Source organism: Mesorhizobium sp. CA16 (genome assembly GCF_020165175.1).
Lineage (GTDB): Bacteria > Pseudomonadota > Alphaproteobacteria > Rhizobiales > Rhizobiaceae > Mesorhizobium.
On record NZ_JAIUHP010000028.1, the window covers coordinates 14,972 to 35,775 of the forward strand.

Annotated in this window: 23 protein-coding genes; 8 read left to right on the top strand and 15 right to left on the bottom strand. The window is 62.0% G+C overall.

Annotated features, from left to right (window positions below; genetic code table 11):
* Positions 1–67: 67 nt before the first annotated feature.
* Together LB525_RS26635 and LB525_RS26640 are read left to right on the top strand one after the other, a co-directional pair.
* Positions 68–1,270, top strand: coding sequence for an MFS transporter (locus tag LB525_RS26635; RefSeq protein ID WP_224549152.1), 1,203 nt, complete (start codon positions 68–70; stop codon positions 1,268–1,270).
* Between the two features lie 42 nt (positions 1,271–1,312).
* Positions 1,313–1,777, top strand: coding sequence for a DUF302 domain-containing protein (locus LB525_RS26640; RefSeq protein ID WP_224549154.1), 465 nt, complete (start codon positions 1,313–1,315; stop codon positions 1,775–1,777).
* A gap of 52 nt (positions 1,778–1,829) precedes the next feature.
* Here LB525_RS26640 and LB525_RS26645 read toward each other — a convergent pair whose 3' ends face one another.
* On the bottom strand, positions 1,830–2,774 hold the full coding sequence (locus tag LB525_RS26645) for a LysR family transcriptional regulator (protein WP_318012423.1): 945 nt from the start codon (positions 2,772–2,774) through the stop codon (positions 1,830–1,832).
* A 209-nt stretch (positions 2,775–2,983) separates the two neighbouring features.
* Here LB525_RS26645 and LB525_RS26650 point away from each other — a divergent pair, with 209 nt between their 5' ends.
* The 5 genes from LB525_RS26650 to LB525_RS26670 all read left to right on the top strand — a co-directional run bounded on the left by LB525_RS26650 (position 2,984) and on the right by LB525_RS26670 (position 8,578).
* Complete coding sequence (locus LB525_RS26650) at positions 2,984–3,766, top strand: 3-hydroxybutyrate dehydrogenase (protein ID WP_224549156.1); 783 nt, start codon at positions 2,984–2,986, stop codon at positions 3,764–3,766.
* 22 nt (positions 3,767–3,788) lie between these two features.
* A complete protein-coding gene (locus tag LB525_RS26655) occupies positions 3,789–4,940 on the top strand; it encodes a patatin-like phospholipase family protein (protein ID WP_224549167.1) in 1,152 nt (383 codons plus the stop codon).
* Positions 4,941–4,973: 33 nt separating this feature from the next.
* Positions 4,974–6,368 (top strand): NAD(P)/FAD-dependent oxidoreductase, encoded by a 1,395-nt coding sequence (locus LB525_RS26660; RefSeq protein ID WP_224549168.1) that lies wholly within the window; start codon positions 4,974–4,976, stop codon positions 6,366–6,368.
* Between the two features lie 18 nt (positions 6,369–6,386).
* A complete protein-coding gene (locus LB525_RS26665) occupies positions 6,387–7,733 on the top strand; it encodes a dihydrolipoyl dehydrogenase family protein (protein WP_224549170.1) in 1,347 nt (448 codons plus the stop codon).
* A 140-nt stretch (positions 7,734–7,873) separates the two neighbouring features.
* Entirely contained in the window at positions 7,874–8,578 is a 705-nt protein-coding gene (locus LB525_RS26670) for a peroxiredoxin-like family protein (RefSeq protein ID WP_140700483.1), read from the top strand.
* On the opposite strand, the gene LB525_RS26675 is transcribed toward LB525_RS26670, so the two are convergent.
* The 3 genes from LB525_RS26675 to LB525_RS26685 all read right to left on the bottom strand — a co-directional run bounded on the left by LB525_RS26675 (position 8,562) and on the right by LB525_RS26685 (position 11,510).
* A complete protein-coding gene (locus LB525_RS26675; RefSeq protein ID WP_224549172.1) occupies positions 8,562–9,467 on the bottom strand; it encodes a LysR family transcriptional regulator in 906 nt (301 codons plus the stop codon). The two genes, LB525_RS26670 and LB525_RS26675, sit on opposite strands and share 17 nt — an antisense overlap.
* Before the next feature lie 265 nt (positions 9,468–9,732).
* Positions 9,733–10,479 carry a GGDEF domain-containing protein gene (locus tag LB525_RS26680; protein ID WP_224549181.1) on the bottom strand — a complete coding sequence of 249 codons (747 nt, stop codon included), beginning with the start codon at positions 10,477–10,479 and terminating at the stop codon, positions 9,733–9,735.
* A gap of 257 nt (positions 10,480–10,736) precedes the next feature.
* Entirely contained in the window at positions 10,737–11,510 is a 774-nt protein-coding gene (locus tag LB525_RS26685; RefSeq protein WP_224549183.1) for a thermonuclease family protein, read from the bottom strand.
* 130 nt (positions 11,511–11,640) lie between these two features.
* On the opposite strand from LB525_RS26685, the gene LB525_RS26690 reads away from it, so the two are divergent.
* Complete coding sequence (locus tag LB525_RS26690) at positions 11,641–12,177, top strand: hypothetical protein (protein ID WP_224549185.1); 537 nt, start codon at positions 11,641–11,643, stop codon at positions 12,175–12,177.
* Between the two features lie 33 nt (positions 12,178–12,210).
* Here LB525_RS26690 and LB525_RS26695 read toward each other — a convergent pair whose 3' ends face one another.
* The 11 genes from LB525_RS26695 to LB525_RS26745 all read right to left on the bottom strand — a co-directional run bounded on the left by LB525_RS26695 (position 12,211) and on the right by LB525_RS26745 (position 20,593).
* On the bottom strand, positions 12,211–12,768 hold the full coding sequence (locus LB525_RS26695; RefSeq protein ID WP_224549187.1) for a hypothetical protein: 558 nt from the start codon (positions 12,766–12,768) through the stop codon (positions 12,211–12,213).
* Positions 12,765–13,340, bottom strand: coding sequence for a L,D-transpeptidase (locus LB525_RS26700; protein WP_224549189.1), 576 nt, complete (start codon positions 13,338–13,340; stop codon positions 12,765–12,767). Before LB525_RS26700 ends, LB525_RS26695 begins: the two co-directional genes overlap by 4 nt.
* The gene (locus LB525_RS26705) at positions 13,327–14,490 is read right to left on the bottom strand and encodes a CpaE family protein (protein WP_224549191.1); all 1,164 of its coding nucleotides are present in this window, start codon (positions 14,488–14,490) and stop codon (positions 13,327–13,329) included. The genes LB525_RS26700 and LB525_RS26705 overlap by 14 nt, the downstream gene beginning before the upstream one ends.
* The gene (locus LB525_RS26710; protein ID WP_224549192.1) at positions 14,487–15,113 is read right to left on the bottom strand and encodes a TadE/TadG family type IV pilus assembly protein; all 627 of its coding nucleotides are present in this window, start codon (positions 15,111–15,113) and stop codon (positions 14,487–14,489) included. Before LB525_RS26710 ends, LB525_RS26705 begins: the two co-directional genes overlap by 4 nt.
* Before the next feature lie 2 nt (positions 15,114–15,115).
* Positions 15,116–15,604: a TadE/TadG family type IV pilus assembly protein gene (locus tag LB525_RS26715; RefSeq protein ID WP_318012424.1), complete on the bottom strand. Its 489-nt coding sequence runs from the start codon at positions 15,602–15,604 to the stop codon at positions 15,116–15,118.
* 62 nt (positions 15,605–15,666) lie between these two features.
* A complete protein-coding gene (locus tag LB525_RS26720; protein ID WP_224549196.1) occupies positions 15,667–17,202 on the bottom strand; it encodes a TadE/TadG family type IV pilus assembly protein in 1,536 nt (511 codons plus the stop codon).
* A 61-nt stretch (positions 17,203–17,263) separates the two neighbouring features.
* Positions 17,264–17,566, bottom strand: coding sequence for a hypothetical protein (locus tag LB525_RS26725; RefSeq protein ID WP_224549198.1), 303 nt, complete (start codon positions 17,564–17,566; stop codon positions 17,264–17,266).
* Positions 17,553–19,007, bottom strand: coding sequence for a type II and III secretion system protein family protein (locus tag LB525_RS26730; protein WP_224549200.1), 1,455 nt, complete (start codon positions 19,005–19,007; stop codon positions 17,553–17,555). Before LB525_RS26730 ends, LB525_RS26725 begins: the two co-directional genes overlap by 14 nt.
* A 52-nt stretch (positions 19,008–19,059) precedes the next feature.
* Positions 19,060–20,100, bottom strand: a complete 1,041-nt coding sequence (gene cpaB / locus LB525_RS26735) for a Flp pilus assembly protein CpaB (protein WP_224549202.1) — start codon at positions 20,098–20,100, stop codon at positions 19,060–19,062.
* Positions 20,101–20,186: 86 nt separating this feature from the next.
* On the bottom strand, positions 20,187–20,360 hold the full coding sequence (locus LB525_RS26740; protein ID WP_224549204.1) for a Flp family type IVb pilin: 174 nt from the start codon (positions 20,358–20,360) through the stop codon (positions 20,187–20,189).
* Between the two features lie 59 nt (positions 20,361–20,419).
* On the bottom strand, positions 20,420–20,593 hold the full coding sequence (locus LB525_RS26745) for a Flp family type IVb pilin (RefSeq protein WP_224549206.1): 174 nt from the start codon (positions 20,591–20,593) through the stop codon (positions 20,420–20,422).
* Positions 20,594–20,804 lie beyond the last annotated feature (211 nt).

A 20,804-nucleotide genomic window follows, 5' to 3' on the forward strand; every position in this document is an offset into this window, starting at 1 on the left:
TCCCGGCATCAGAAACCAAAAGCCCGTCCTCGGGCGATTGCCTGAGGACGTGGCAACGGAGCCCGTCATGACGACCAGTGAGCATTCCGAACCGACGCGGCTTCGCATGGCGGCCGCAGATAGCTGGCGCTTCGGCCTGATCGCGCTGATTGCGTTCCTGACGCTCGTCGATCTGTTCGCCACCCAAGCCATCCTGCCTTCGCTGGTGGTGAAATTCGGCGTCAGCCGCGCCACCATGGGCTTTGCCGTCAACGCCAGCACCTTCGGCATGGCAGTGGCCGGGATTGCCGTCGCTCTCTTTGGGCGCGGCATCGACCGCCGCAACGGCATCTGGATCAGCCTGGCCATCCTGGCGATCCCGACGACGCTGCTGTCGCAGACAGACAATATTGCGGTCTTCGCACTGCTGCGCGTGGTGCAAGGCCTTTGCATGTCGACTGCGTTCACGCTCACCATGGCCTACCTGGCGGAGCATTTTTCGGCGCGGCAGACGACGAGCGCGCTTGCGGCCTATGTGACGGGGAATGTTGCCAGCAACTTTTTCGGCCGGTTGATGTCGGCGGCCGTCGCCGACACGTTCGGCATCTCCACCAACTTTCTGACCTTCGCCGTGCTTAATCTGCTCGGCGCCGCCCTTGTCTGGTTCACGTTGCAAAAGACCTCATCCATGATGCGCGCGGACGCGGGAGAGGGGCTCGCCCGCGCCGCCTGGAAAGCCCCGTTGCGGAACGCCGAGCTGCGTGCCTGCTTTGCGATCGGCTTTTTGATCCTGTTCGTCTTTATCGGCACGTTCACCTATGTGAATTTTCAGCTTGTCGCGGTGCCGCTTTCGCTGACCCCCATGGCGCTTGGCGCAGTCTATTTCGTCTTCTTGCCATCAATGCTGACCACTCCGCTCGCCGGGCGCGTGGCCTCAGGCCTTGGCCCGAGAATGGGGGTGGGCGCGACGCTTGGGCTGGCGATCATCGGTTTGCTTCTGCTGCTCGCACCCAGCCTTCCGGTCGTCCTCGCCGGGATGGCGCTGGTTGCCGTCGGCACCTTCCTGGCTCAAGCGATAGCCACGGGACATGTCAGCCGGACCGCCTCGCGCGATCGCGCCGCCGCGAGCGGCATCTATCTCGCGTCCTACTACGCGGGCGGGCTCGCCGGCAGCTTCCTCATCGGACAGATCTACGACCGTGTCGGCTGGACCGCATGCGTGATCGTGCTGGCCGCGGTTCTCGCCAGTGCGATCGCAATCGCGCGCGTGCTGCAAACGCCGAAGGCCTGAGACCTGAAATCGAAACTTAGTTGTCCAACCAAGGAGACCGACATGACCAACCATCTTAAAGCTCTGTTTGCAGGCGCAGCCATGCTGATGGCTGCTGCCCTCCCGGCTACGGCTTCGGACGGCGTCGTCACAGTCAAGAGCGACTATTCCGTCGCCGAAACCGTCGCCCGCATCAAGAAGGACGTGCTCAAGAAAGGCATCAAGTTCTTCGGCGTCATCGACCAGGCACAGCTTGGCAAGAATGCGGGCAACGATGTCAGGCCGTCGCGGCTCGTCATGTTCGGCAATCCGGCGCTCGGCACCACCTTCATCACCTCCAATCCCGAAGCCGGGCTCGACTGGCCTGTGAGAGTGTTGGTTTACCAGAGCGCCGACGGCTCGGTTTACGCCGCCTACAGCGATTTCGACTGGATCGCCAAGCGGCACGGCATCACCGACCGCACCGCGCAGTTCAAGATGGCGACGGAAGTCATCCAGTCGGTGACCTCAACCGTCAAGAGGAACTGAATGCGGAAAAGCATTGCCCGGCATGCAAAGCACGCTGCCTTGCCTGACGACCCTATTCGGCGGCGGACAACGCTTTAGCCCGCTCGCCAAACCATTTCTTCTGCGTGGCCTCTCGCACCAATGCGCCGACCGCGGGCGAATGCCTGCGGCCGCGCACCGTGACGAGATTGACCTCCCGCCAGAATTCCGGCTCCGTGATCGGCAGAGACACCACGCCAGGATGCTTGGCGGTATGCTCGGGCATGAAGCCGAAGCCGAGCCCGGCGGCGATCATCGCCAATGTCCAGTCGTCACGATCGCTCCAGTATACCGGGCTGACCGTGACGCCTTGTTCGGCAAGGATGGCATCCGCGTAGCCGGCGAACTCGCAATTGTTGCGGTGGATATAGCTTTCGTTGCTCATATCCTTCACCCGCACCGCGCGCTGATTGGCAAGGCGATGGGTCAGGTGAACAGCCATCACCATCTGCTCCTGGAAAAGCGGCAGGGCGTGCACTTCTTCGTCGGGGGCGTCTGAAGGCAACGCATAGATGGCAGCCTCGAGCTCACCCCCGATCAGCCTTCTCCTGAGGCTTACCGCGTCCGCATCGCAAAGATGCAACTCGACGCCAGGGTGGTGCGCGCGCACGGCCGCGATGAGCTCGATGATCTCGTCCGGAGCGATGGTGCTCATGATGCCGACCTTGAGCGGCATCTTCTTCAGGCTCACATATTGCTCGGCAATCTGCTTTGCCTGGCGAGAGTTCTCGAAGACTCCCTCGAGATAGGTCTCAACCATGCGGCCGAGCTCGGTGAGGTGAGTGAAACGGCGCTCACGGTGGAAAAGCGGCCCGCCGAATTCATCTTCCAGGAGTTTGATGGCGCGCGACAGCGCCGGCTGCGTGACATTGCACTGCTCGGCCGCCCGCGTGAAATTCAGTTCCTTGGCGACGGCCAAGAAGTATCGGACCTGGCTGATCTCCACTGCACGCTCCCTCACTGGACGTGCATACGGCACGGCCCGGGTGCCATGCAATCTTACTAGCTGCCCTGACGTCAAACAACCCGAGCGGTCGATCGACCTCCACAGCCGACGATCTGACCGTCAGCTATCGAATCCATGTCTCAACGGCATTTCCGCAGCTTGCGGCGGTTCACCATACTCATCGTCAGATCCAGAGCCGGCCCGCACCCCGTCGCTCATAGCGCAATCGGAAGGACAAGACGATGCTCAAAGGCAAGACAGCGCTCATCACCGGTTCGACCAGCGGCATCGGGCAAGGCATTGCCGAAGCCTTCGCGGCCGAGGGCTGCAACATCGTTCTGAACGGCTTTGGCGACGCCGCCGAGATCGAACGCCTGCGGGCCAAGCTTGCGGCCGATCATCAGGTCGCCGTTCGATACGACAATGCCGACATGAGCAAGGGCGACGCCATCACGGCGATGATGGACAAGGCCATCGCCGAGTTCGGCGCCGTCGACATACTGGTCAACAACGCCGGCATTCAGCATGTCGCGCCGATCGATGACTTCCCGATCGAGAAATGGGAAGCGGTGGTGGCGATCGATCTCATGTCTTCGTTCTATACGATCCGGCGCGCCTTGCAGGCGATGAAGGCGCGCAAATGGGGTCGCATCATCAACGTGGCCTCGGCGCACGCGCTCGTCGCATCGCCTTATAAATCCGCCTATGTCGCTGCCAAGCACGGTGTCGCCGGCCTGACCAAGGCAGTCGCGTTGGAGGTTGCCGAACAGGGCATCACGGTCAACGCCGTTTGCCCCGGCTACGTGCTCACGCCGCTGGTCGAGAAGCAGATACCGGATACCGCCAAGGCGCGCGGCATCACCGAGCAGCAGGTGATCAAGGATGTTCTGCTGGCAGCGCAGCCGACCAAGCAGTTCGTCACGGTCGAGCAGGTTGCCGCGCTCTGCCTGTTCCTGGCGTCGGACGACGCGGCCTCGATCACCGGTGCCGTCATGCCGATCGAAGGCGGCTGGACCGCTCACTAGACCCGCACGAGGAGCGAAGGCGATGAACAAGATCACGCAAAACCTGTCCGCCCCGCAAGCAGGACCGGCGATCGGCCATCAGGGCGAAGTCAAGCGTCAGACCGTTCTTGTCCTTCAAGGCGGCGGCGCGCTCGGCGCCTACCAGGCCGGCGTCTACCAGGCGCTGGTCGAGGGCGGCATCGAACCGGACTGGGTCATCGGCACGTCCATCGGCGCCATCAACGCCGCGCTGATTGCTGGAAACGAGCCCGGCGTGCGTCTGGCCAGGCTGCAGGAATTCTGGGACGGCGTCAGCCGCAGCAGTCCATTCGACGAGTTTTTCCGGATGATGGTTCCAAGCAACATTTTTGCCAATATGGGCACGGTGATGCGCGGCATCCCGGGGTTCTTCGAGCCGAACCCAAGCGCCATGTTCGGAGTCAACCGCGAGGTTGGTGTCGAGAACGCATCCTATTACACTACGGATCCGCTCAAGAGGACGCTCAGCAATCTGATCGACTTCGACTATCTCAACGGGCGCCACACGCGGCTGACGGTCGGCGCGGTCAACGTCAACACCAGCGAGCTCAAATATTTCGACACGCGCGAGATGATCCTGTCGGCGGCGCATGTCATGGCGTCGGGTGCCTTGCCGCCGGCGTTTCCAGCAGTCTGCATCGACGGCGAGCCCTATTGGGACGGCGGCATCTATTCGAACACGCCCATTGAGGTCGTGCTGGACGAGCGCCCTCGGCGTGACGCGCTGATCTTTGCCGTCAACATGTGGCAGCCCCGCGCCAACGAGCCGAAATCGATCTGGCAGGTCATGGGGCGACAGAAGGACCTTCAATATGCCAGCCGCGGCCGGAGCCACGTTGCACGGCAGGAGCAACTGCATAGGTTGCGGCATGTCGTGCGCGAATTGGGAAGGCTCGTGCCGGAGGAGCGTCGCGAGGATCCGATGTTCAAGGAGCTCGCCTCCTATGGCTGCCCGTCGGTCATGCATCTCGTTCGCCTGCTTTCGCCGCGACTGGACGGCGAGGACCACACCAAGGACATCGACTTCACCCGCTCGGGCATACGCACGCGCTGGCAGGCAGGATACGAGCATGGGCAGCGCGTCCTCGCTGACAAGCCCTGGGAATGCGAGGTCGACATGCTGCAAGGCATCGTGATCCACGAATCCCAAGAGTGACGTGCCGCGCCGAGCAAGATACGGAGACCACCGATGCAGATTGTCACCCCCGGCATGCGGTTGATCCCGGAAGCTGTGCTCGCCAACAATGCTGCGCTGTTCCGCACGATCCCGGAGACTCGCTCGCACGCGGACAAGTCATTGCACCGCGTGATCATTGTAGGCGGCGGCGCGGGCGGCCTGGAACTGGCGACGCGCCTCGGCCGCAAGTTCGGCAGCCGGCGGCTTTCCGTCACGCTTGTCGACCGAAACCGCACCCATATCTGGAAGCCGCTGTTGCATGAGGTGGCATCCGGCGCCTTGAGTGCATCGCGCGACGCGGTCGAATACATCGCCCATGCCAGCCGCCACGGCTACCGATACCGCATTGGCGAGGTCGTCGGCATCGATCGTGCCAAACGCCAGGTTTTCGTTGCGCCCAGCTTCGACGATGACGGTCGCCAGGTCATCCCGCCGCGCGTTCTGGGCTACGACACGCTGGTCATGGCCGTTGGCAGCGTGACCAATGACTTCGGCACGCCGGGCGCCGCGCGCCATGCGATTTCGCTCGATACCGCGGAACAGGCGGCCCGCTTCAACAAGCGCATGATCGACGCCTGCCTGCGCGCCAATGCGCAGTATGAGCAGCTTTCACCTGGTCAGCTCCATTGCGTCATTGTCGGCGCCGGCGCCACCGGCGTCGAGCTGGCAGCGGAACTTCACAAGTCGATGCGCGAGATTGCGTCGCATAATCTCGACAACATCGATTTCGAAAGGCTGATCCGCATCACCATCGTCGAAGCCGGACCGAGGATCCTGCCTGCGCTGCCTGAGCAGATGGCACGCGCCACGGCACGCTTGCTGCTCAAGTTGGGCGTGCAGATACGCTGCGGGATCAAGGTCACCGAAGTGACCGAAGACGGTATACGGCTCGGCGACAAGCTCTTTGTGCCTGCCGAACTGGTCGTCTGGGCGGCCGGAATCAAGGCGCCGGATTTCCTGAAGGGTCTCGAAGGTCTCGAAACCGATCGCATCAACCGCCTGATCGTCGATGAAACCTTGCGCACGGTCGCAGACGAGAATGTGTTCGCGATTGGCGACTGCGCGAACTGCGTTCTCCCGGGCGAAGAAAGCGCCTTGCCGCCGCGCGCCCAGACAGCCCATCAGCAGGCAGCCCACATGGCCAAGGTGATCGCGGCACGTCTCGCGGGGCGGGCCCCGCCGGCGTATCGCTACCGCGACTATGGTTCCCTCGTCTCACTCGCCGACTACGGTGCGTTCGGCAGCCTGATCGGGGGACTGAAGATCGAAGGTCTCATTGCAAGGCTCGTCTACCGCACGCTGCACAAGATGCATCTCAAGGCGGTGCACGGCCTGGCGCAGACAACGCTGGCTTCGATCGGCGAGATGATCGTCAGGCGCGCCAGACCGCGCATCAAGCTTCATTAGAGCGGCGGAGGCGGTGCGATGGAAAAGTATGATGTCGTGATCCTGGGCGGCGGCAATGCCGGAATGGGCGTGACGGTGGCAACGCGCGCCGCCGGACTTTCCGTCGCCATGGTAGAGGCTCGCGATCTTGGCGGCACCTGTCCCAATCGCGGCTGCACTCCGAAGAAGGTGCTGGTCGCGGCAGCCCACGCGCTCGACGAGATCGCGAGGGCCGGCGATCATGCAATAAGGATCGAACCGCCGCGGCTAGATTGGCGAGGCTTGATCGAGCGGGAAAAGGACATCATCAGGGATATCCCGTCCCGATTGTCCGGTTTGATGGCCAAGCGAGGCGTCGACGTCATCTACGGCGAGGCCGCATTTGTCGCCAGCAACGCCATCCGCGTCGGCGGTCGAGAATTCGAGGCCAGGAACATCGTCATCGCCACCGGCTCGAAGCCGCGCCCAATGCCGATTCCGGGCTCGGAATTCCTGACGACATCGGACGATGTGCTGAGCGATCCGACGCTGCCTCGCGCCGTGGTGTTCATTGGCGGTGGCGTTATCGCTTTCGAGCTGGGTCACGTCTATGCGCGCGCCGGCGTCGAAGTCACGATCCTAGAGGCGCTGCCGCAGCTTCTGGGAAGCTTCGACGTGGATGCCGTTGCTCAGCTCCTTGGCGAGGGCGAGCGCCTGGGTATCAGCATCCATACCAAGGCCTGGGTCAAGAAGATCGAGGAGGTCGACGGGCGACTGCGGGTGAGCTTCGCGAAGGATGGCGCCGAATACCGGGTGGACGCAGATCGGGCCGTCAATTGCGCCGGGCGCGTTGCCAATGTCGAAGGCCTCGATCTCGGCGCCGGCGTCATCGTGCATCGCGAAGGCCGCATCGAGATCGACGATCATCTGAGGTCCCGTTCCAACCCGGACGTCTATGTCTGCGGCGACGCGGTCTGGAATTCTCCGCAGCTTTCGCCGATAGCGACCTACGAGGGCGGCATCGTCGGCCGCAATATCGTCGACGGCCCGAAACATCGGCCCGACTACAGTCACATACCTGCGTCGCTCTACAGCATTCCGGCCATGGCAACCGTCGGTTTGACCGAGGCCAAGGCGAGGGAACGCGGCTTCATCATCAACGTCCACTCAAACGACATGCAAGGCTGGCTTTCGGCCAGGACTTACGCCGAGCCGGTAGCGTGGTCGAAGATCATCGTCGAGGAAATGACAGACAGGATCCTTGGGGCTCACCTGGTCGGCCATGCCGGCGAAGAGCTGATCCACATATTTGCGCTCGCGATGAGGCACGGCATCACGGCACGAGAGCTGTCTGAGATGGTATGCGCTTTCCCGACCTTCACGGCGGATATCAGGAACATGATGTAACGCGTCGCCTCGGGTCAGCGAAGAAGACACAGATCTGGCATGTGTCGATGCAGGTGGGGCATCAAATCCATGCAGGAAAAACATGGCAACTGCCGAGGGGTTACGGTGATAGGCTGTGTGCGAGGTATGAAAGTGCAGACATGGCCGCCGACGACCAGGCAATGACATTCGAGCAGTCCGTGCAGGCAGCCATCGAGCTTGATGCGCCTCTCAATGAACGGCTGGCGGTGGTTGCCGCGGCGGTCCGCCGGCTAAACTCGGAGTTCGCGGACGCTGTAGATCGGCTGGTGGAACGCCTGGAGAAACAGGGTGCCGGAGCGGCGGCGCCAAAGCCCGGCGATGTCATGCCGCCATTCCTGCTGCCTGACGACGAAGGCAGGCTGGTTGGCCTGGCCGACATCCTGCTCCAAGGGCCCGCTGTGATCACCTTCCAGCGCGGGCATTGGTGCCCTTACTGCCGTTTGAACGCGATCGGCATCGTCGAAGCGCAGCAGGAGATCGCGGCATTGGCCGGGCAAATCGTGGCGATCATGCCCGAGCGAGGCAAATTCGCCAGGGCCATGAAGGCCGCGGTTGGCGCAAGCTTCCCCTTCCTGACCGATATGGACAATGGCTACGCCCTGTCTCTTAACCTGGCAATATGGATCGGAACCGAAATGGAGCGGTTGATGGGCGTTGCCTATGACCTCCCAAGCTACCAGGGCAACTCCAGCTGGTTCCTGCCGATCCCGGCCACATTCGTCGTCGGAACCGACGGGATCATCACCGATCGCTTCGTCGATCCGGACTACCGCCGTCGCATGGACATCGACGACCTGATCGCGGCGCTCAGGCGGGCTCGCTGACGCCGAAGGATGACCAGTCGGCCGCTCTCAAGAGATTGAGCAGCGTCGTCGCGACAGGTGCGCGCTGCCTGCCGGCGACCGCATAAACCGAAACGGTCCGCGAGACGTCCAGATCGCGAAGCTTGAGCCGGCGGATGTTCGAGGATCGCGGTGCCGTAAGCGAGACAAAGCCAACTCCGGCATTGGCCTCAAGCAGCGCAAGGAGATCTTGGTCGGTCTCGACTTCATGCGCGGTCCGGGGTGTATACCCTTTGGCGGAAAGACAACGCGCTAGTTCCTCGCTCGTCTCCCAATCGATCCGGCTGAGCACAGGTTCGGCGGCGAGCTGAGCCAGCGCGACATCAGCCTCATTTCGCCGGGCGAGCGGGTGATCTGAATTTACCGCGAGTTCGATCCCTTCCTGGAACAGAGGCCACACGTCCAGGCGGTCCCAAGCCTGTCCAAGGGGGCCGGCAATCGCCAACTCTACTTCACCGCCCTTTAGCGCCTCGATCACCGCCGCCGGCGAGCCACGGTGGATTTTGAGATGGACACCGGGATAGGCCCGAAAGAGCTCGGTGAACGGCGAAACCAGCAGCGCAATGTTGATGCTGTTCGAAATGGTCACATTGAGCGGCGCAACGTCACTGCTTTGCACAGCCTTGGCCAATGACTTGGCGGAAGTGGCCGCGTCATAGCATTGTTGCAGCAAGGGCAGCATCCGCCGTCCAAGTTCCGTCAGGTGCGAGTGCTGACGCTCTCGCCGGAGGAGCTCGCCACCTAGTTCTTCTTCAAGCGTCTTGATCGCGCGCGTAAGCGCCGGCTGAGTGACGTTGCATTCCTCGGCCGCTCTGGTGAAGTTCAACGTGTTGGACAGGGCCAAGAAATAGCGGACCTGCTGCATCTCCATGAATTTTCGCCCCCTTCAGCGAAATTCGATTTCTTCAGGAACAGCTAATTCGCGGCCATGCTAGCGGAAATCCAAGCAAGGTCGAGGGGTGATTTGCTGGGGTTTGCCCGCAAGACAATTGTCCAGCAGGTTCACCTTGTCGGTCGTCACAATGCTAGAAAACATAGTGTAAAGTATTGTTTTTATTGAATTAGCGGAAGTTCAATCCTCTCGCAGCACCGGCTTTCCGAAACATCTGGTGGGCGTGCCGGGCGATCGCGCCGGCTCAGTTGGTGACATGCGACAGCCGCAGGCCGGCTTCGTCCGGGATCTCGGCCATGCCTTCCTCCGCGAAGCGGAACATGTCCTCGAAATCCAGCTCCCGCTCGAAAATGACGCCGCCGACTTTGATCGCAAGCACGTCCTTGTCGCCTTTTGGCGCGAAGTAGATCTCGCCGACCGTGCCGCGAATGCGCTCGCCGACGTCCTTGGCGTCCTCTTCGCTCGCGCCCGGCAGGAAGACGCCGAACATCGAGGTTCCGATCCGGCCGATCAGATCGTCCTTGCGCACCGCGGACCGGATAGCCGATGCGATCAGCCGCAAGGCCTCGTCGCCCCATTCGAGACCGAAGCGCAGGTTGATCGATGCCAGATGTTCCGGATGGATGACCAGAAAGGCGCCGGAGCGCGGACCGGCCGGTCTCTGCGCCCTCCGGTCGACCATCGAGGTGAACACCTTGCCGTTCAGGCAGCCGGTCAGCTGGTCGTAGGTGCCGGATCTGGTGAGTTCCTGCCGGTAGCGGCGGATCTCCACCTGTTGCCAGCCGAGCAGGGCAAACAACGGCAGACCGATGACGATCGGCACGATGATTGCCGTAATTGCCCCGCGGCCGAATGGCGTGAGGCTGTCGCTGAAAAGCAGCAGGTAGTTCAACCCGAGCGAAAGCGCGACGCAGGCGGCGGTGCCAAGCGCGGCCAGCAAGATGAGGTGCTTCCACGTTTGAACCGGCGCGGTCGGTGTTTTCGCAGTCAAGGGCCAATCTCCTGTTCGACGCATGGCATACAGGAGGTCCGTTACGATTTCGGTGTCAGGGAAACGTACAATTTGATGCAAGTCGGCATGTTCTCCATGGCAAGCGCCGGATCCGGCACAACGGCGGCCGCGGCCGGTGGCTGACGACCTGCCAGGTCGGCGGCCAGTCCAGGTTTTAGAAGTGCTGAACCGCCCTGACCATTCTGCTTTCACGCAAGTGCGCGAGGAAACCGGCCGCCGGCTTTCCCGCGACAGCACTATTGCGGTGGGCCGAAAATGCCCATCCGGGCGGTCCTCGCCACCACCTCCGCCTTGCCGTAAATGCCGCTGCGAGCGGCCATCGCCCAGCCGTTCGAAACCAGCCAGGCGCCGACATCCTGCGTGCCGAGCGCGCAGGGCGCGGCGATGGCAAAACGGTCGACCTCCGGCGGCAGGAGGCATTTCAGCGCCCGCCCGCGCAGCCAGGCGTTGAAGGCGGCCCGCGCCCGCTGGCCACAAGGCCAGGCGGTGTCGTCGAATATGCAGGTCCTGTCGGGGCCTATGTCGACCGTCCCGCTGATGGCGACGGTGCGTCCCATGGCTTCGACGACCGCCGAGGAGGTCGCGACGGGACGGAAAAGCAGCGTCTCGCGCCAATCCTGCGGCATCGGCGTCTGCGGCCGCGGCGCAAGTCCGAGCTCGCCAAGCGGAGGACGCGGTTCGATGCGCTCGATCCCGGATGGGTCGAGCGGCGGCGGCGCAATGAGGTCCTCGGCGATCTTGCGCGCCGGCCGGCCTGGCCGCGCGTCATGGATCGGACCATGGAAGGCCGGCTTCAGGTCGCCGGGGTCCTGAGCCGGTGCGATCGAAGTGGGCGGCAGCCAGCGCCCGCCCTCGGCGATCAGCACCATGCCTGCGAGCAGCCCGAGGCCGCCGAGCGCGGACGCCAGCAGCGGGCGGCCGGGCGGGTTCGCCTGGCTGACGCGCGAACCTCCGCCGGGTCGTGCCGGCTGTCGATGATGCTGCTCGAGCCCGTTAGCTCCTGCCGACACGGCACACCCCGACCATTGACCCGGATCACACATTAGACATGAGCGACATTCCTTGAAAAGCAAGGCGTTGCGTTAAGCGTCGCGCAACCAATGCGGCCTAGAATCGCTCAACGGATGTCGAGGGGATGACATGATGCGCAAGCCGATACTGCTTTTTGCTTTTCCTGCCCTGATGCTGCTTCTGCTGGCGGCGGAGCGGATGGCGGCGCTGCTGCTCGGCTTTTATCCCGCCAGCCCCGCAGTGTGGCACGCCTGGCTCGAACTGCGCCCGTTCTCGACCATGTTCTGGCAGCAGGCGCATGTCTATCTCGGCGGATCGATGGCGCTCGATGCGGCCATTGTCGTCTTTGCGGCAGGCGCCTGCTGGATGGCAAGCCGCTCAAAATGGTCCGGCGGTTTCTTCATCGCCAATCATGCTGCAATGATTTTCGCCGGGTTCATGATGGCGCTGAGCAGCAACGCGGAAACGGCGAGCACTATCGCCGCCCTCGTTACGCCTCATGGCCTTCAGTTTTCGGTGATGGTCGACCTAAGTTTGCAGAACTGCCTGGTGCTGTGCCTCGGTCTCGCGGCCTGCGCCTATTGCCACGTAGCTTTCTTGCGCGAGGCAAGGCTGCGCGCCGAAACCCGCGTGATCCGCGTCCTTTCACTGCAGCGCGATCTGTAACCGGCTGGCTCAGTCGGCGGCGAAACCGCCTGCTCAGTTGATCTTCTTGTAATAGACCTTGCCGTCGGGCTGCTGGATGCGCTGGTAGGATGGGTTGGGCCCCGGAGGCGCGACCTTGCGCTTGAACGCGGGCTGTCCGTCTCCGGCGCCAGCGTCTCCGTCGGCCGCGGACGCATCCGCCACCGTGGTGTTGTCGAGCAGGCCCGGCTCGGCCGCGCCGGGCGCCGGCTCGCTGGCGGCGACGGGCTGGCCTTGCTCAAGCTTGGCGATATTGCCGTTGATCCGGCCGAAATTCGCCTGCAACTGATGGTCCAGCGTCTCGAACCGGCTCTGGAAACCGTTATTGACGGTGTCGATGCGGGCGCCGATCCGCTGCTCGAACTGACCGAGCTGTTCCAGCCGCGCCTCCATCGTCTTGAGGTCGTTGACGCCGCGATAGAGATAGACCGCGGCCGTCACGTTGACGACGGTGACGAGCAGCGCACCCACCGCCACGACGCCGATCAGCCTGGCCCGGCTGGGCTTTCCCGGAGCGGCTTCCCTGTGACCGAGTTCGATTGCCGGAACGTCCGGCTCGCTGATCATCGTCATTCAACCACCACCTTTGCGCCCACCGCGACGCGTTTGAAAAGATCGATCACATCGGTGTTCGTCAGCCGGAAGCATCCGGACGTGCCGTCGAAACCGACGCCCTTGGGATCGTTGGTGCCATGGATGCGATAGAGCGTGTCGCGCCCGTCGCGCGACAGATAAAGCGCCCTGGCGCCGAGCGGATTGTAGGGACCGGCCGGCACCATCGCCGGCAGTTCCGGCCGGCGCGCGCGCATTTCCCTGGGCGGGCGCCATTCCGGCCATTCGGTCTTGGAAGCGATTTTGACAGTTCCGGTCCAGCCGAAGCCGTCGCGGCCGACGCTGATCTGGTAGCGCAGCGCATGCCCCGCTGCGGTCACCAGATAGAGCGCCTTCTCGTTTTTGCGGATGACGATCGTGCCGGGCTGCTCACGGGTCTCGAAGGCGACCGCCTTGCGCAGGCTGGGGCCCATGGCCGGCAGCGGCGGCAGTCCTGATCCGGCCATCGCTACGTCGCAGGCCGACGCCAGCGCGATGCCGATCAGGCCGGCCGCGGCAAGACGCCCGGCAATGCGAAGGCTAGCGCTGGGCATTGTCCAGCCGCTCCTTGAACATGCGTTTCAAGTCCTTGTTGAAGCGCGCGCGTCCGTCGACCTCGGAAGGCAAGATGGCGCGGTTCAGCGCGTCGGCCAGAAGCGCGTTGTCCAGCGCCAGCGACTTGATGTGCGGCGCCTTGAAGATCTTCTCCAGCTCGCTGCGCGAGAAGTGGTTGCCGAACCATTTGCGCTTGTGCTTGTTGGCCACCAGCGTGATGCTGACCTTGTTGCCGCGCAATTCGCGGATCTTCTTGTAGAGCCGCTTGCCTTGCCTCAGCGAAGCGACGTTGAGCTCGAAGACGATGAAGATTTCGTCGCTCGTGCGCAGCACCGAATCGTGCCACGGCGTCTCGATGTTGGGCAGGTCAATGACGATGTCGTCGAAGCGGTAGGCGACGAGGTCGAGCAGCCGGAAGACGAAGTCGGAACCGCGCGGCTCGAACGGCAGTTGCGGCCGCTCGAAGGAATAGAGGGTCAGGCCGGAGGGCCGCGACAATTTGATGACGTCCATCAGCTCGACGTCGAGCCGGTCCGGCTGGCCGATGATGCCGGAGAGGTCGAACTGGTTGAACTGGTTGAGATAGGCGCCGCAATTGGCGCTCTGGAAATCGAGATCGACGAGGCAGGTCGAGGCCGCTCGCTCGGCCGATTTCGAGGCCAGATACTCGGCCGCCGAGATCGCCAGCGTGGTGGCGCCGGCGCCGCCGCTGGCGGCAATGAAGGTGACGATGCGGCTCTTGGTGCCCTGGCTGCCGGTGTCGTGGAAGGTGACGGCGTTGAGCAGCTCCTTGGCGTCGAGCGGCTTGTGCAGCCAGTCGGACGCGTTCATTCGCACCAGAACGCGCGTCTGCTCGGAGGTGAGCTCGTCGGAGATCGCGATCAGCGGCACCGACGCCCAGGCCGCACGCGCCTCGACGATTGCCGGATTGCCGAGCAGCTCGCCATTGGCCAGATCGAGGATGATGATGCCGGGGCGGCTGTCGACCGGCGGCCCCTTCAGGAACTCCGCCGCATCCGAGACCTTGACGTCATAGATCGCCAGCGCGTCGAGACGGGTCGTGACATCCTGCCTGAAATTCGGATCAGAAGAAAACAGGGCGACCTGCTTGCGCTTCGTGGGCAGAACTCTGGTGTCGATGGCGTTCATGGTGATGTACTCTTTAAATCTTCACCCGTTACAGTACTCAGCATGGAAGGCATGGTGATGTTGCCGAACCCCATCAGTCCCTGCAGGAAGAAGAACTGGAAGGTCACGTTCTGGAGGCTGACGGTAATGGTTGGCACGGCCCCGGTCGCCCGCGTCTGGTAGCCGAGGCCGGTTGCGGTGTAACTAACGACCACATTGGCTGGTTGCAGCAATGGAAAGAAGTCACACATGCCAGGACGGCTGCCGGCCACAGCCCCACATATTCCATCGTCACCAGCATAAATCCTATTGAAATTTGCTGGTGTCCAAACGCCATTGACGCAATACGCTCCTGTGCATGTGCAGGTCGAGGTGGCACCATTGCAGACGTAGGCAAAGGATCCGGCAATCACCGGCGCTCCCGGTGTTGCCGTTGGTCCGGCCGTTGCGATTTCCGGGGCAATCGGATCGGATATGGAGGCCAAGCGGGCACCGATCTGAACGGCCTTGGTGGCCGCGTTCCATTGGTAAAGAGCGTAACCAAAGTCCACGAAGCCGAGGACAAGAGTAAACAGCAGCGTTGACACGATGGTCATCTCGACCATTGCCGCGCCGTCCTCCGATGTTGCGAAACGCCTGATCATGATCAGAATCGGATCAACCGCTCCTCATGGGCACCGCTCAAGGTGACTGGGCCGATGCCGATAATCGACAGCATACCGATGCCGCTATATGGGTAGTTGCCCGCCGCTCGAACGATGCAGACTTGTGCTGTGGTGGAGCGGTACTGGGTGACACCGGCTTGCACAGCGTCATGGCAGGATGCCGCGGCTGCAATAGTCACCGTCACATTATTCGATGCCCCTCCCGATTTCTGCCAGCCGCTGATGCGCGCATTCCCCGATCCCGCCGCGTTGCCGAACACGGCTATGTTGGCGGCCACAGCGGCGCAATCGATGGCGGTGAAACCTGGATACTGGGTATAAAGTTGACTGTTGCAACGCGCCCCGAAGCGGGCGGCGTCGGTCAAGCCGGCCTCCATCAGCAGCTTGTCGTGGATCAGATTGCCAAATTCGAACACGCCCGCGGACAAGGTCAGCATCAAAGGGGTAATGAGGGTCATTTCGACCAACACTGCACCTCGATGGTCACGTCGAAATCTGTTCAGGTGACAAATCAATTTCCTCAGCATAGCCGTCACCGGTACAGTTGCGCTTCGTCGCGCAGGAAACTGTTGAGCGTTCCTTGGCCGCTACCCCCGGTGACGTCGACCAACTCGACCATGATCGAAGCATCGTCTGAAGCGGACGCGACTGGCTCTGTGAGGAAGAAGCTGCCGAAGGCTTCCACGGGCAGATTGGTGCTGTGTCCCGACAGGTCGTTGCCCGCTGCCTCGAGCGCGTTGCAGTTCAGGATTGCCCCGTACAGCAAGCGGCGATCGACGGAAGTGACCGGCGGCTGGCATGCATTGGATGGCGTTCCCACCTCGCCGCCCGCGGACCGTGTTCCGACCAGCCCGGCGGACTGTTCGTATTTGTAGACCTCGTAGCGAGTCGGCTTGGTTGTATCCCACGCGGCAGGATGGGAGGCGGAGCTGAAATTGGTGCTCCAGTAGCTCGAAAGATTCCAGTTTCCATCGCCCATTCGTCCGTTCATGTACGGTGTGGCGGCGTCCCTAGGCAGCCCCATGTTGCCGGGACCATTGAACGTCAACTGGTTATATTGAGAGCACTGGTTGCCGTTGCCGCTGCTGGCTACTGCTCCCTTGCGGACATTCGAGGCCGGCCCATACACGGCACTATTGAAGCCGCCGCCGGTTGCCCTGATCCCGAAGCGGACATTGAAAGCATCCTGCACCGGCCCGGCGTTCTGCCCGGTCTTGGTCGAGACGTGGCCGGATTCATAACAGCCGATCGGCTTTGACGTCGCGATCGTCTCGGCAAGCGCCTGGGCGCCGTTACCCACGCCGGGGGGGGGCTCAAGGAAGCCGAAGTTACCCGGACCGGCAGCGGCGCCGTTTCCGACCTTTCTCAGCTCGATCAGCCGACGGTGAACGACCGGATCGGAAACAGCCTGCTGCAGCGTGTAACCACCAGCGCTGTTCGTTCCGTTCGCGTCCATTTCATAGGGGTTGCAGATGAAGACTGGCGTGAAATCACAGACACCGGAGACGAAGCCCGCAACGGAGACCGCACCAACATTGAAACCATTATCGGCGGCGTTGCCTGTAAGGAATGATGCCGGAAAGATTGCTGCAAAGCCCGTTGGGTTGACAGTTACCTGGATGAAGCGCGTTTCCGCTTCCCCGATGGTGCGATCGGCATTGGCCCGATTGGCGGGTGTTATCGGGGTGCTGTCAGCCGCGGGAATTGTTTTCAGGAAACACCAGGAAATGTTTCCGGCGGCGTTACAGTTCAGTGTCCCGCCAGGTTGACCAGAGGTCAGAATGAACCAGCCATTCGTCCCCACCGTCGAGAAGTGGCTCTCATTGCTGACCAATGTCGCCATCGCGCGCTCGGCCCGCCCCCAAGAGCCGGTTGACCCGTCCAGCTCAGCCGCGCCGGCCAGGGCAAACGCGTCGGCAGCCTTCTGCAGGTCGTTGTGCATATTGTTGACCCGGCTCATATCGATCGCCAGGAGCGAAAAGCCGATAAGCACCGGTAACATGATGGAAACGAGGATCATCGCTATGCCGCGCTGATCGTTCCAGAATTCACGAATGGTCCTCAACATGATCTTACTCTCTGTTCCATTCGTGCCAGGCGTCCTCGCTCGCCTGACGAACCGCATCCTTCTACTTCGCTGCGCTGGTCTCGCTCGACGGGCCGACATTGACCGTCATGTTGGTTGCCGGCGCGGAACCACTTGGCGGAAGCTTGTATTTCTGCACCACGGCGACTGACCGCGCTCCGTCGCCTTCGATCTTAGTGTTGTTCGAAGCCGGATTGTAGGGGTCGATCGTCTGCAGCAGCTGGTTGGCTTTCTGCGAGTCGCCCGACGCCAGCGTCATCGTATCGTAGTTGTTCAGATAGTCGGCCGCACAGCCCGCAAGCAGGCTGGAGCCGAGAAGGACGAGCAGGAGCTTATTTCTTGACATAGACCAGCTTGTCCTTCGATTTCACATCCAGCATGTGGCCATAAGGGCCGGTGACGCCGTCGCCGTGCTCGTACTTGCGGATCATGTCCTTGCTAACCTCGAGCTGACCGAGCAGCATAAGTTCCGGGTCGTTGGCGGGTTTCGTTTTGTCGAAAGGCGTCGCCAGTTGTTCGCCAGGCTTCACCGGCCGCACGAGATGCGGCGTGACGATGACGACGAGCTCGGTCTCTTCCTTCTGCGTGCTCGAATTGTGAAACAGCGCGCCGATGATCGGCACCTGGCCAAGCCACGGCACCTGATCCTGCAGCCTCGTGTTCTTGCTTGAGAGCAGCCCACCCACCGCGAAGCTCTGGCCGTCGCGCAGGTCGACCACGGTTGCCAGCTTGCGGTTGGTGAAGATCGGGTCGCCCGCGGGGGTGAACCCGGTCAGATCGCTCACTTCCGGCGCCAGTTTGATGTGGATCTTGCCGTCGTCGAGCACGACCGGCGTGAAGTTCAGATTGACGCCGAATTGCTTGAATACGATTTCGATTTCGCCCTGGCTGTTGACGCTGCGGATAGGCACCTCGCCACCGGCGTTAAAGCTTGCGGTCTCGCCGGAAACCGTCGTGAGGTTCGGTTCGGCCAGTAGTCGCACGACTCCCTTCGACTCTAACGCTTCAATGATCAAATCGACCTTGACGTTGCTATCGATGATGCGGGTAATCAGCGCTCCGAAGGGACTGGCGGTTGACAGCAGGCCACTAAGTAGCTCTCCATCGCCAAGCACCACCGAATTGCCGTCGTCGTCCTTCGATATAGCGCCAATTCCCGTTCCAGTGCGGCTCGTGCCACTTCTATTTGTGCTCCTGAAAGAAACGCCAAGATCCCGCCCGGCGTTGCGCTTGGCCTCAAGGATGCGCACCGAAAGATTGACCTGCTCGCTGTCATCGATGGTGACGGCGTTGATGATCGAGTCGGGTCCATACTGCTGTGTGACTTCGACGATTTGCGCCAAGGTCGCGGCGTCCTTGACATGGCCGCTCAGCCGAACCTTGCCGTTGATCGAACCGATCTCGATGCGCGCCTTCGGCGCCACCTGGCGGATCGCGGCCGCCATGTCGCTGACGTCCTGGCCGACCTCGATCTGGATCGCACCCAGCGAGCGCTTGTCCTCTGAAAAGAGATTGACCGTCGTGGTGCCGAGGCTCTTGCCGATGATGTAGAGCGTTTTGTCGGTCATCGGCTGCGCATCGGCGATCTTCTCGTCGCCAACGACGATGTCGCCTAGTGTGGCGTTGACCTGGATCGTCGCGGATTGCGAGACCGGGATGAAGATGCGATGGAGCGACGGGCTCGACACGTCGATGAAGCGGTCAGCTGCTCTCGCCGAATGCCCAGAGACCATCGACAACGATATTGAGAATAGCGCCGCCGCCATCCTCACGCAGAACCCGTCCATCCTCGTCTCCCCACTTGCTGCCGCTTGGCAGCCCCTCGTTTGCCGCTGGCTTTTAGCGCTGGCGCGGCACGTCGTACGTTTCGAGCTTCACGCCGCGGAAGACGCCGATCGTAGCGCGGGCCGGCGGTTCCGGCTGCACATATTTGACCACTTCCTTTACAACTTCCTGTACTTGTGGCGCGGGCGCCACAGCGGGAGTTGGCTTCACCTTGCTCAACTGATCGATCTGGCTTCCGACCCGTTCAACTGCCTGGGCCAGTCCATTGAGCTTGTCATCGGCTCGCTTGCGCTCTTCCGCGGCCGCAGCCTCCGCGGCCTTTTGCCTCTCAAGTTCCGCTTGCCTCTTGGCAGCGTCTTCGGGCGTCTCGCCGGTCAAATCCGAAAGCGTGACGCGCTCGGTCGTTTCGCCTTTGCTGGCCGCGGCTTGGCGAAGCGCCAATGATAGCTGGCCGGCGCCGGCTGCAAGGGTCAGCTTCTGTGCGTCCTTAGTGCTGACTTCGACTGTCACTGCCTTCACGACAGTCGGGCTGTCCTTGCTTTCGTCGGCCACCTGATCAACGGCAAGCACCTTGACACTCTGCAGCAGCACGTCGACGAAGCTCTTGTCGGGGCCACTGTCGCTACGCACGGAGCGCGTCAAAAGGACGTCGACGCGGTCGCCCGGGAAGACGAAACCGGCAACACCAAGTACGTCGTTCACACGGATCGAAACGGCCTTCATGCCTTCCGCCAGCACGGCAGAAAGTGTGGCGCGTTGACCAGGCCCGGTGATCTTGGTTGCCAAGACTGGTTCGTTGACGCCCATCGCCTGAAGCGCCTGCTTTGTGCCGTCACCGGCGAGGAGATCCTTGATCGTCTTGAAGGCGCCAGCCGGAACCGCGCCCGCGGGCCATGGGATCTCACGCAATTTGTCGTCGCTCAGCGAGTCACCGAATTTCAGCGGCACTGCGGCCACGACGATGGTGTCGCGCGGCAGGTCCCCGGGCTTCGCCATGGCGCTTCGCTGATTGGCCAGCCACATATTGGCAAGCACAACCGCCAACACGCCAAATACGCAGGCGAGAACGATCATGATGACTGTGTTTGCACGCATGGAATTGCCCCGCCCGATGTTTACGCAGATCCCTGCGCTATCCAAGCCCATCGGCGCCGAGGGTTACCCTCGGCGCCAATATTATTTTACGGCAACGCCGCAGCGAGCGAAGTCCATTGGACTCCAACCCACGCGCCCACGGTTATGATCGACGCGATCACAGCAATGGTTATGATGCCAAGCAAGATGGTGTACTCGACCATGGCAGCGCCGTTTTCGTCTTCGCGGAATTGCCGGGCCATAGTGATGAGCTTTTTCATGCCCATTTTCTCCCTTGATCGACGCCGAAGGTCTCGGCGCTGGTCATTCGGTGGGGATATTACGGCAACGCCGCAGCGAGCGTCACCCAGCGAGCGCCGACCCAGGCACCGACTGTGATGATCGACGCGATCACGGCAATGGTAATGATGCCAAGCAGGATGGTGTACTCGACCATGGCAGCGCCGTTTTCGTCGTCGCGGAACTGCCGGGCCATCGTCATGAGCTTTTTCATGCCAATTTCTCCCTTTGGAGGTTTGAACCCGACGAGACAGAGCCTAAGGATGAACCCCATACCCAAGCATCCCCCGTCACGTTCAATCCTAGGTCCCGCAAAAAAGCCGAGTCAAACGGATTAACAGTCCTTTAACCCTTCAATACTCGGTTTGAGGCTTTCTCACTTTTGACAACGGCTTGATTCGTTTCGATTTTCAAGCGATCTTAAC

Coding starts and splice junctions, on each gene's coding strand:
- LB525_RS26635 (WP_224549152.1), top strand. CDS start 68: ATGACGACCAGTGAGCATTCCGAACCGACGCGGCTTCGCATGGCGGCC.
- LB525_RS26640 (WP_224549154.1), top strand. CDS start 1,313: ATGACCAACCATCTTAAAGCTCTGTTTGCAGGCGCAGCCATGCTGATG.
- LB525_RS26650 (WP_224549156.1), top strand. CDS start 2,984: ATGCTCAAAGGCAAGACAGCGCTCATCACCGGTTCGACCAGCGGCATC.
- LB525_RS26655 (WP_224549167.1), top strand. CDS start 3,789: ATGAACAAGATCACGCAAAACCTGTCCGCCCCGCAAGCAGGACCGGCG.
- LB525_RS26660 (WP_224549168.1), top strand. CDS start 4,974: ATGCAGATTGTCACCCCCGGCATGCGGTTGATCCCGGAAGCTGTGCTC.
- LB525_RS26665 (WP_224549170.1), top strand. CDS start 6,387: ATGGAAAAGTATGATGTCGTGATCCTGGGCGGCGGCAATGCCGGAATG.
- LB525_RS26670 (WP_140700483.1), top strand. CDS start 7,874: ATGGCCGCCGACGACCAGGCAATGACATTCGAGCAGTCCGTGCAGGCA.
- LB525_RS26675 (WP_224549172.1), bottom strand. CDS start 9,467: ATGGAGATGCAGCAGGTCCGCTATTTCTTGGCCCTGTCCAACACGTTG.
- LB525_RS26690 (WP_224549185.1), top strand. CDS start 11,641: ATGATGCGCAAGCCGATACTGCTTTTTGCTTTTCCTGCCCTGATGCTG.
- LB525_RS26695 (WP_224549187.1), bottom strand. CDS start 12,768: ATGACGATGATCAGCGAGCCGGACGTTCCGGCAATCGAACTCGGTCAC.
- LB525_RS26700 (WP_224549189.1), bottom strand. CDS start 13,340: ATGCCCAGCGCTAGCCTTCGCATTGCCGGGCGTCTTGCCGCGGCCGGC.
- LB525_RS26705 (WP_224549191.1), bottom strand. CDS start 14,490: ATGAACGCCATCGACACCAGAGTTCTGCCCACGAAGCGCAAGCAGGTC.
- LB525_RS26710 (WP_224549192.1), bottom strand. CDS start 15,113: ATGATCAGGCGTTTCGCAACATCGGAGGACGGCGCGGCAATGGTCGAG.
- LB525_RS26720 (WP_224549196.1), bottom strand. CDS start 17,202: ATGTTGAGGACCATTCGTGAATTCTGGAACGATCAGCGCGGCATAGCG.
- LB525_RS26725 (WP_224549198.1), bottom strand. CDS start 17,566: ATGTCAAGAAATAAGCTCCTGCTCGTCCTTCTCGGCTCCAGCCTGCTT.
- LB525_RS26730 (WP_224549200.1), bottom strand. CDS start 19,007: ATGGACGGGTTCTGCGTGAGGATGGCGGCGGCGCTATTCTCAATATCG.
- cpaB (WP_224549202.1), bottom strand. CDS start 20,100: ATGCGTGCAAACACAGTCATCATGATCGTTCTCGCCTGCGTATTTGGC.
- LB525_RS26740 (WP_224549204.1), bottom strand. CDS start 20,360: ATGAAAAAGCTCATCACTATGGCCCGGCAATTCCGCGAAGACGAAAAC.
- LB525_RS26745 (WP_224549206.1), bottom strand. CDS start 20,593: ATGAAAAAGCTCATGACGATGGCCCGGCAGTTCCGCGACGACGAAAAC.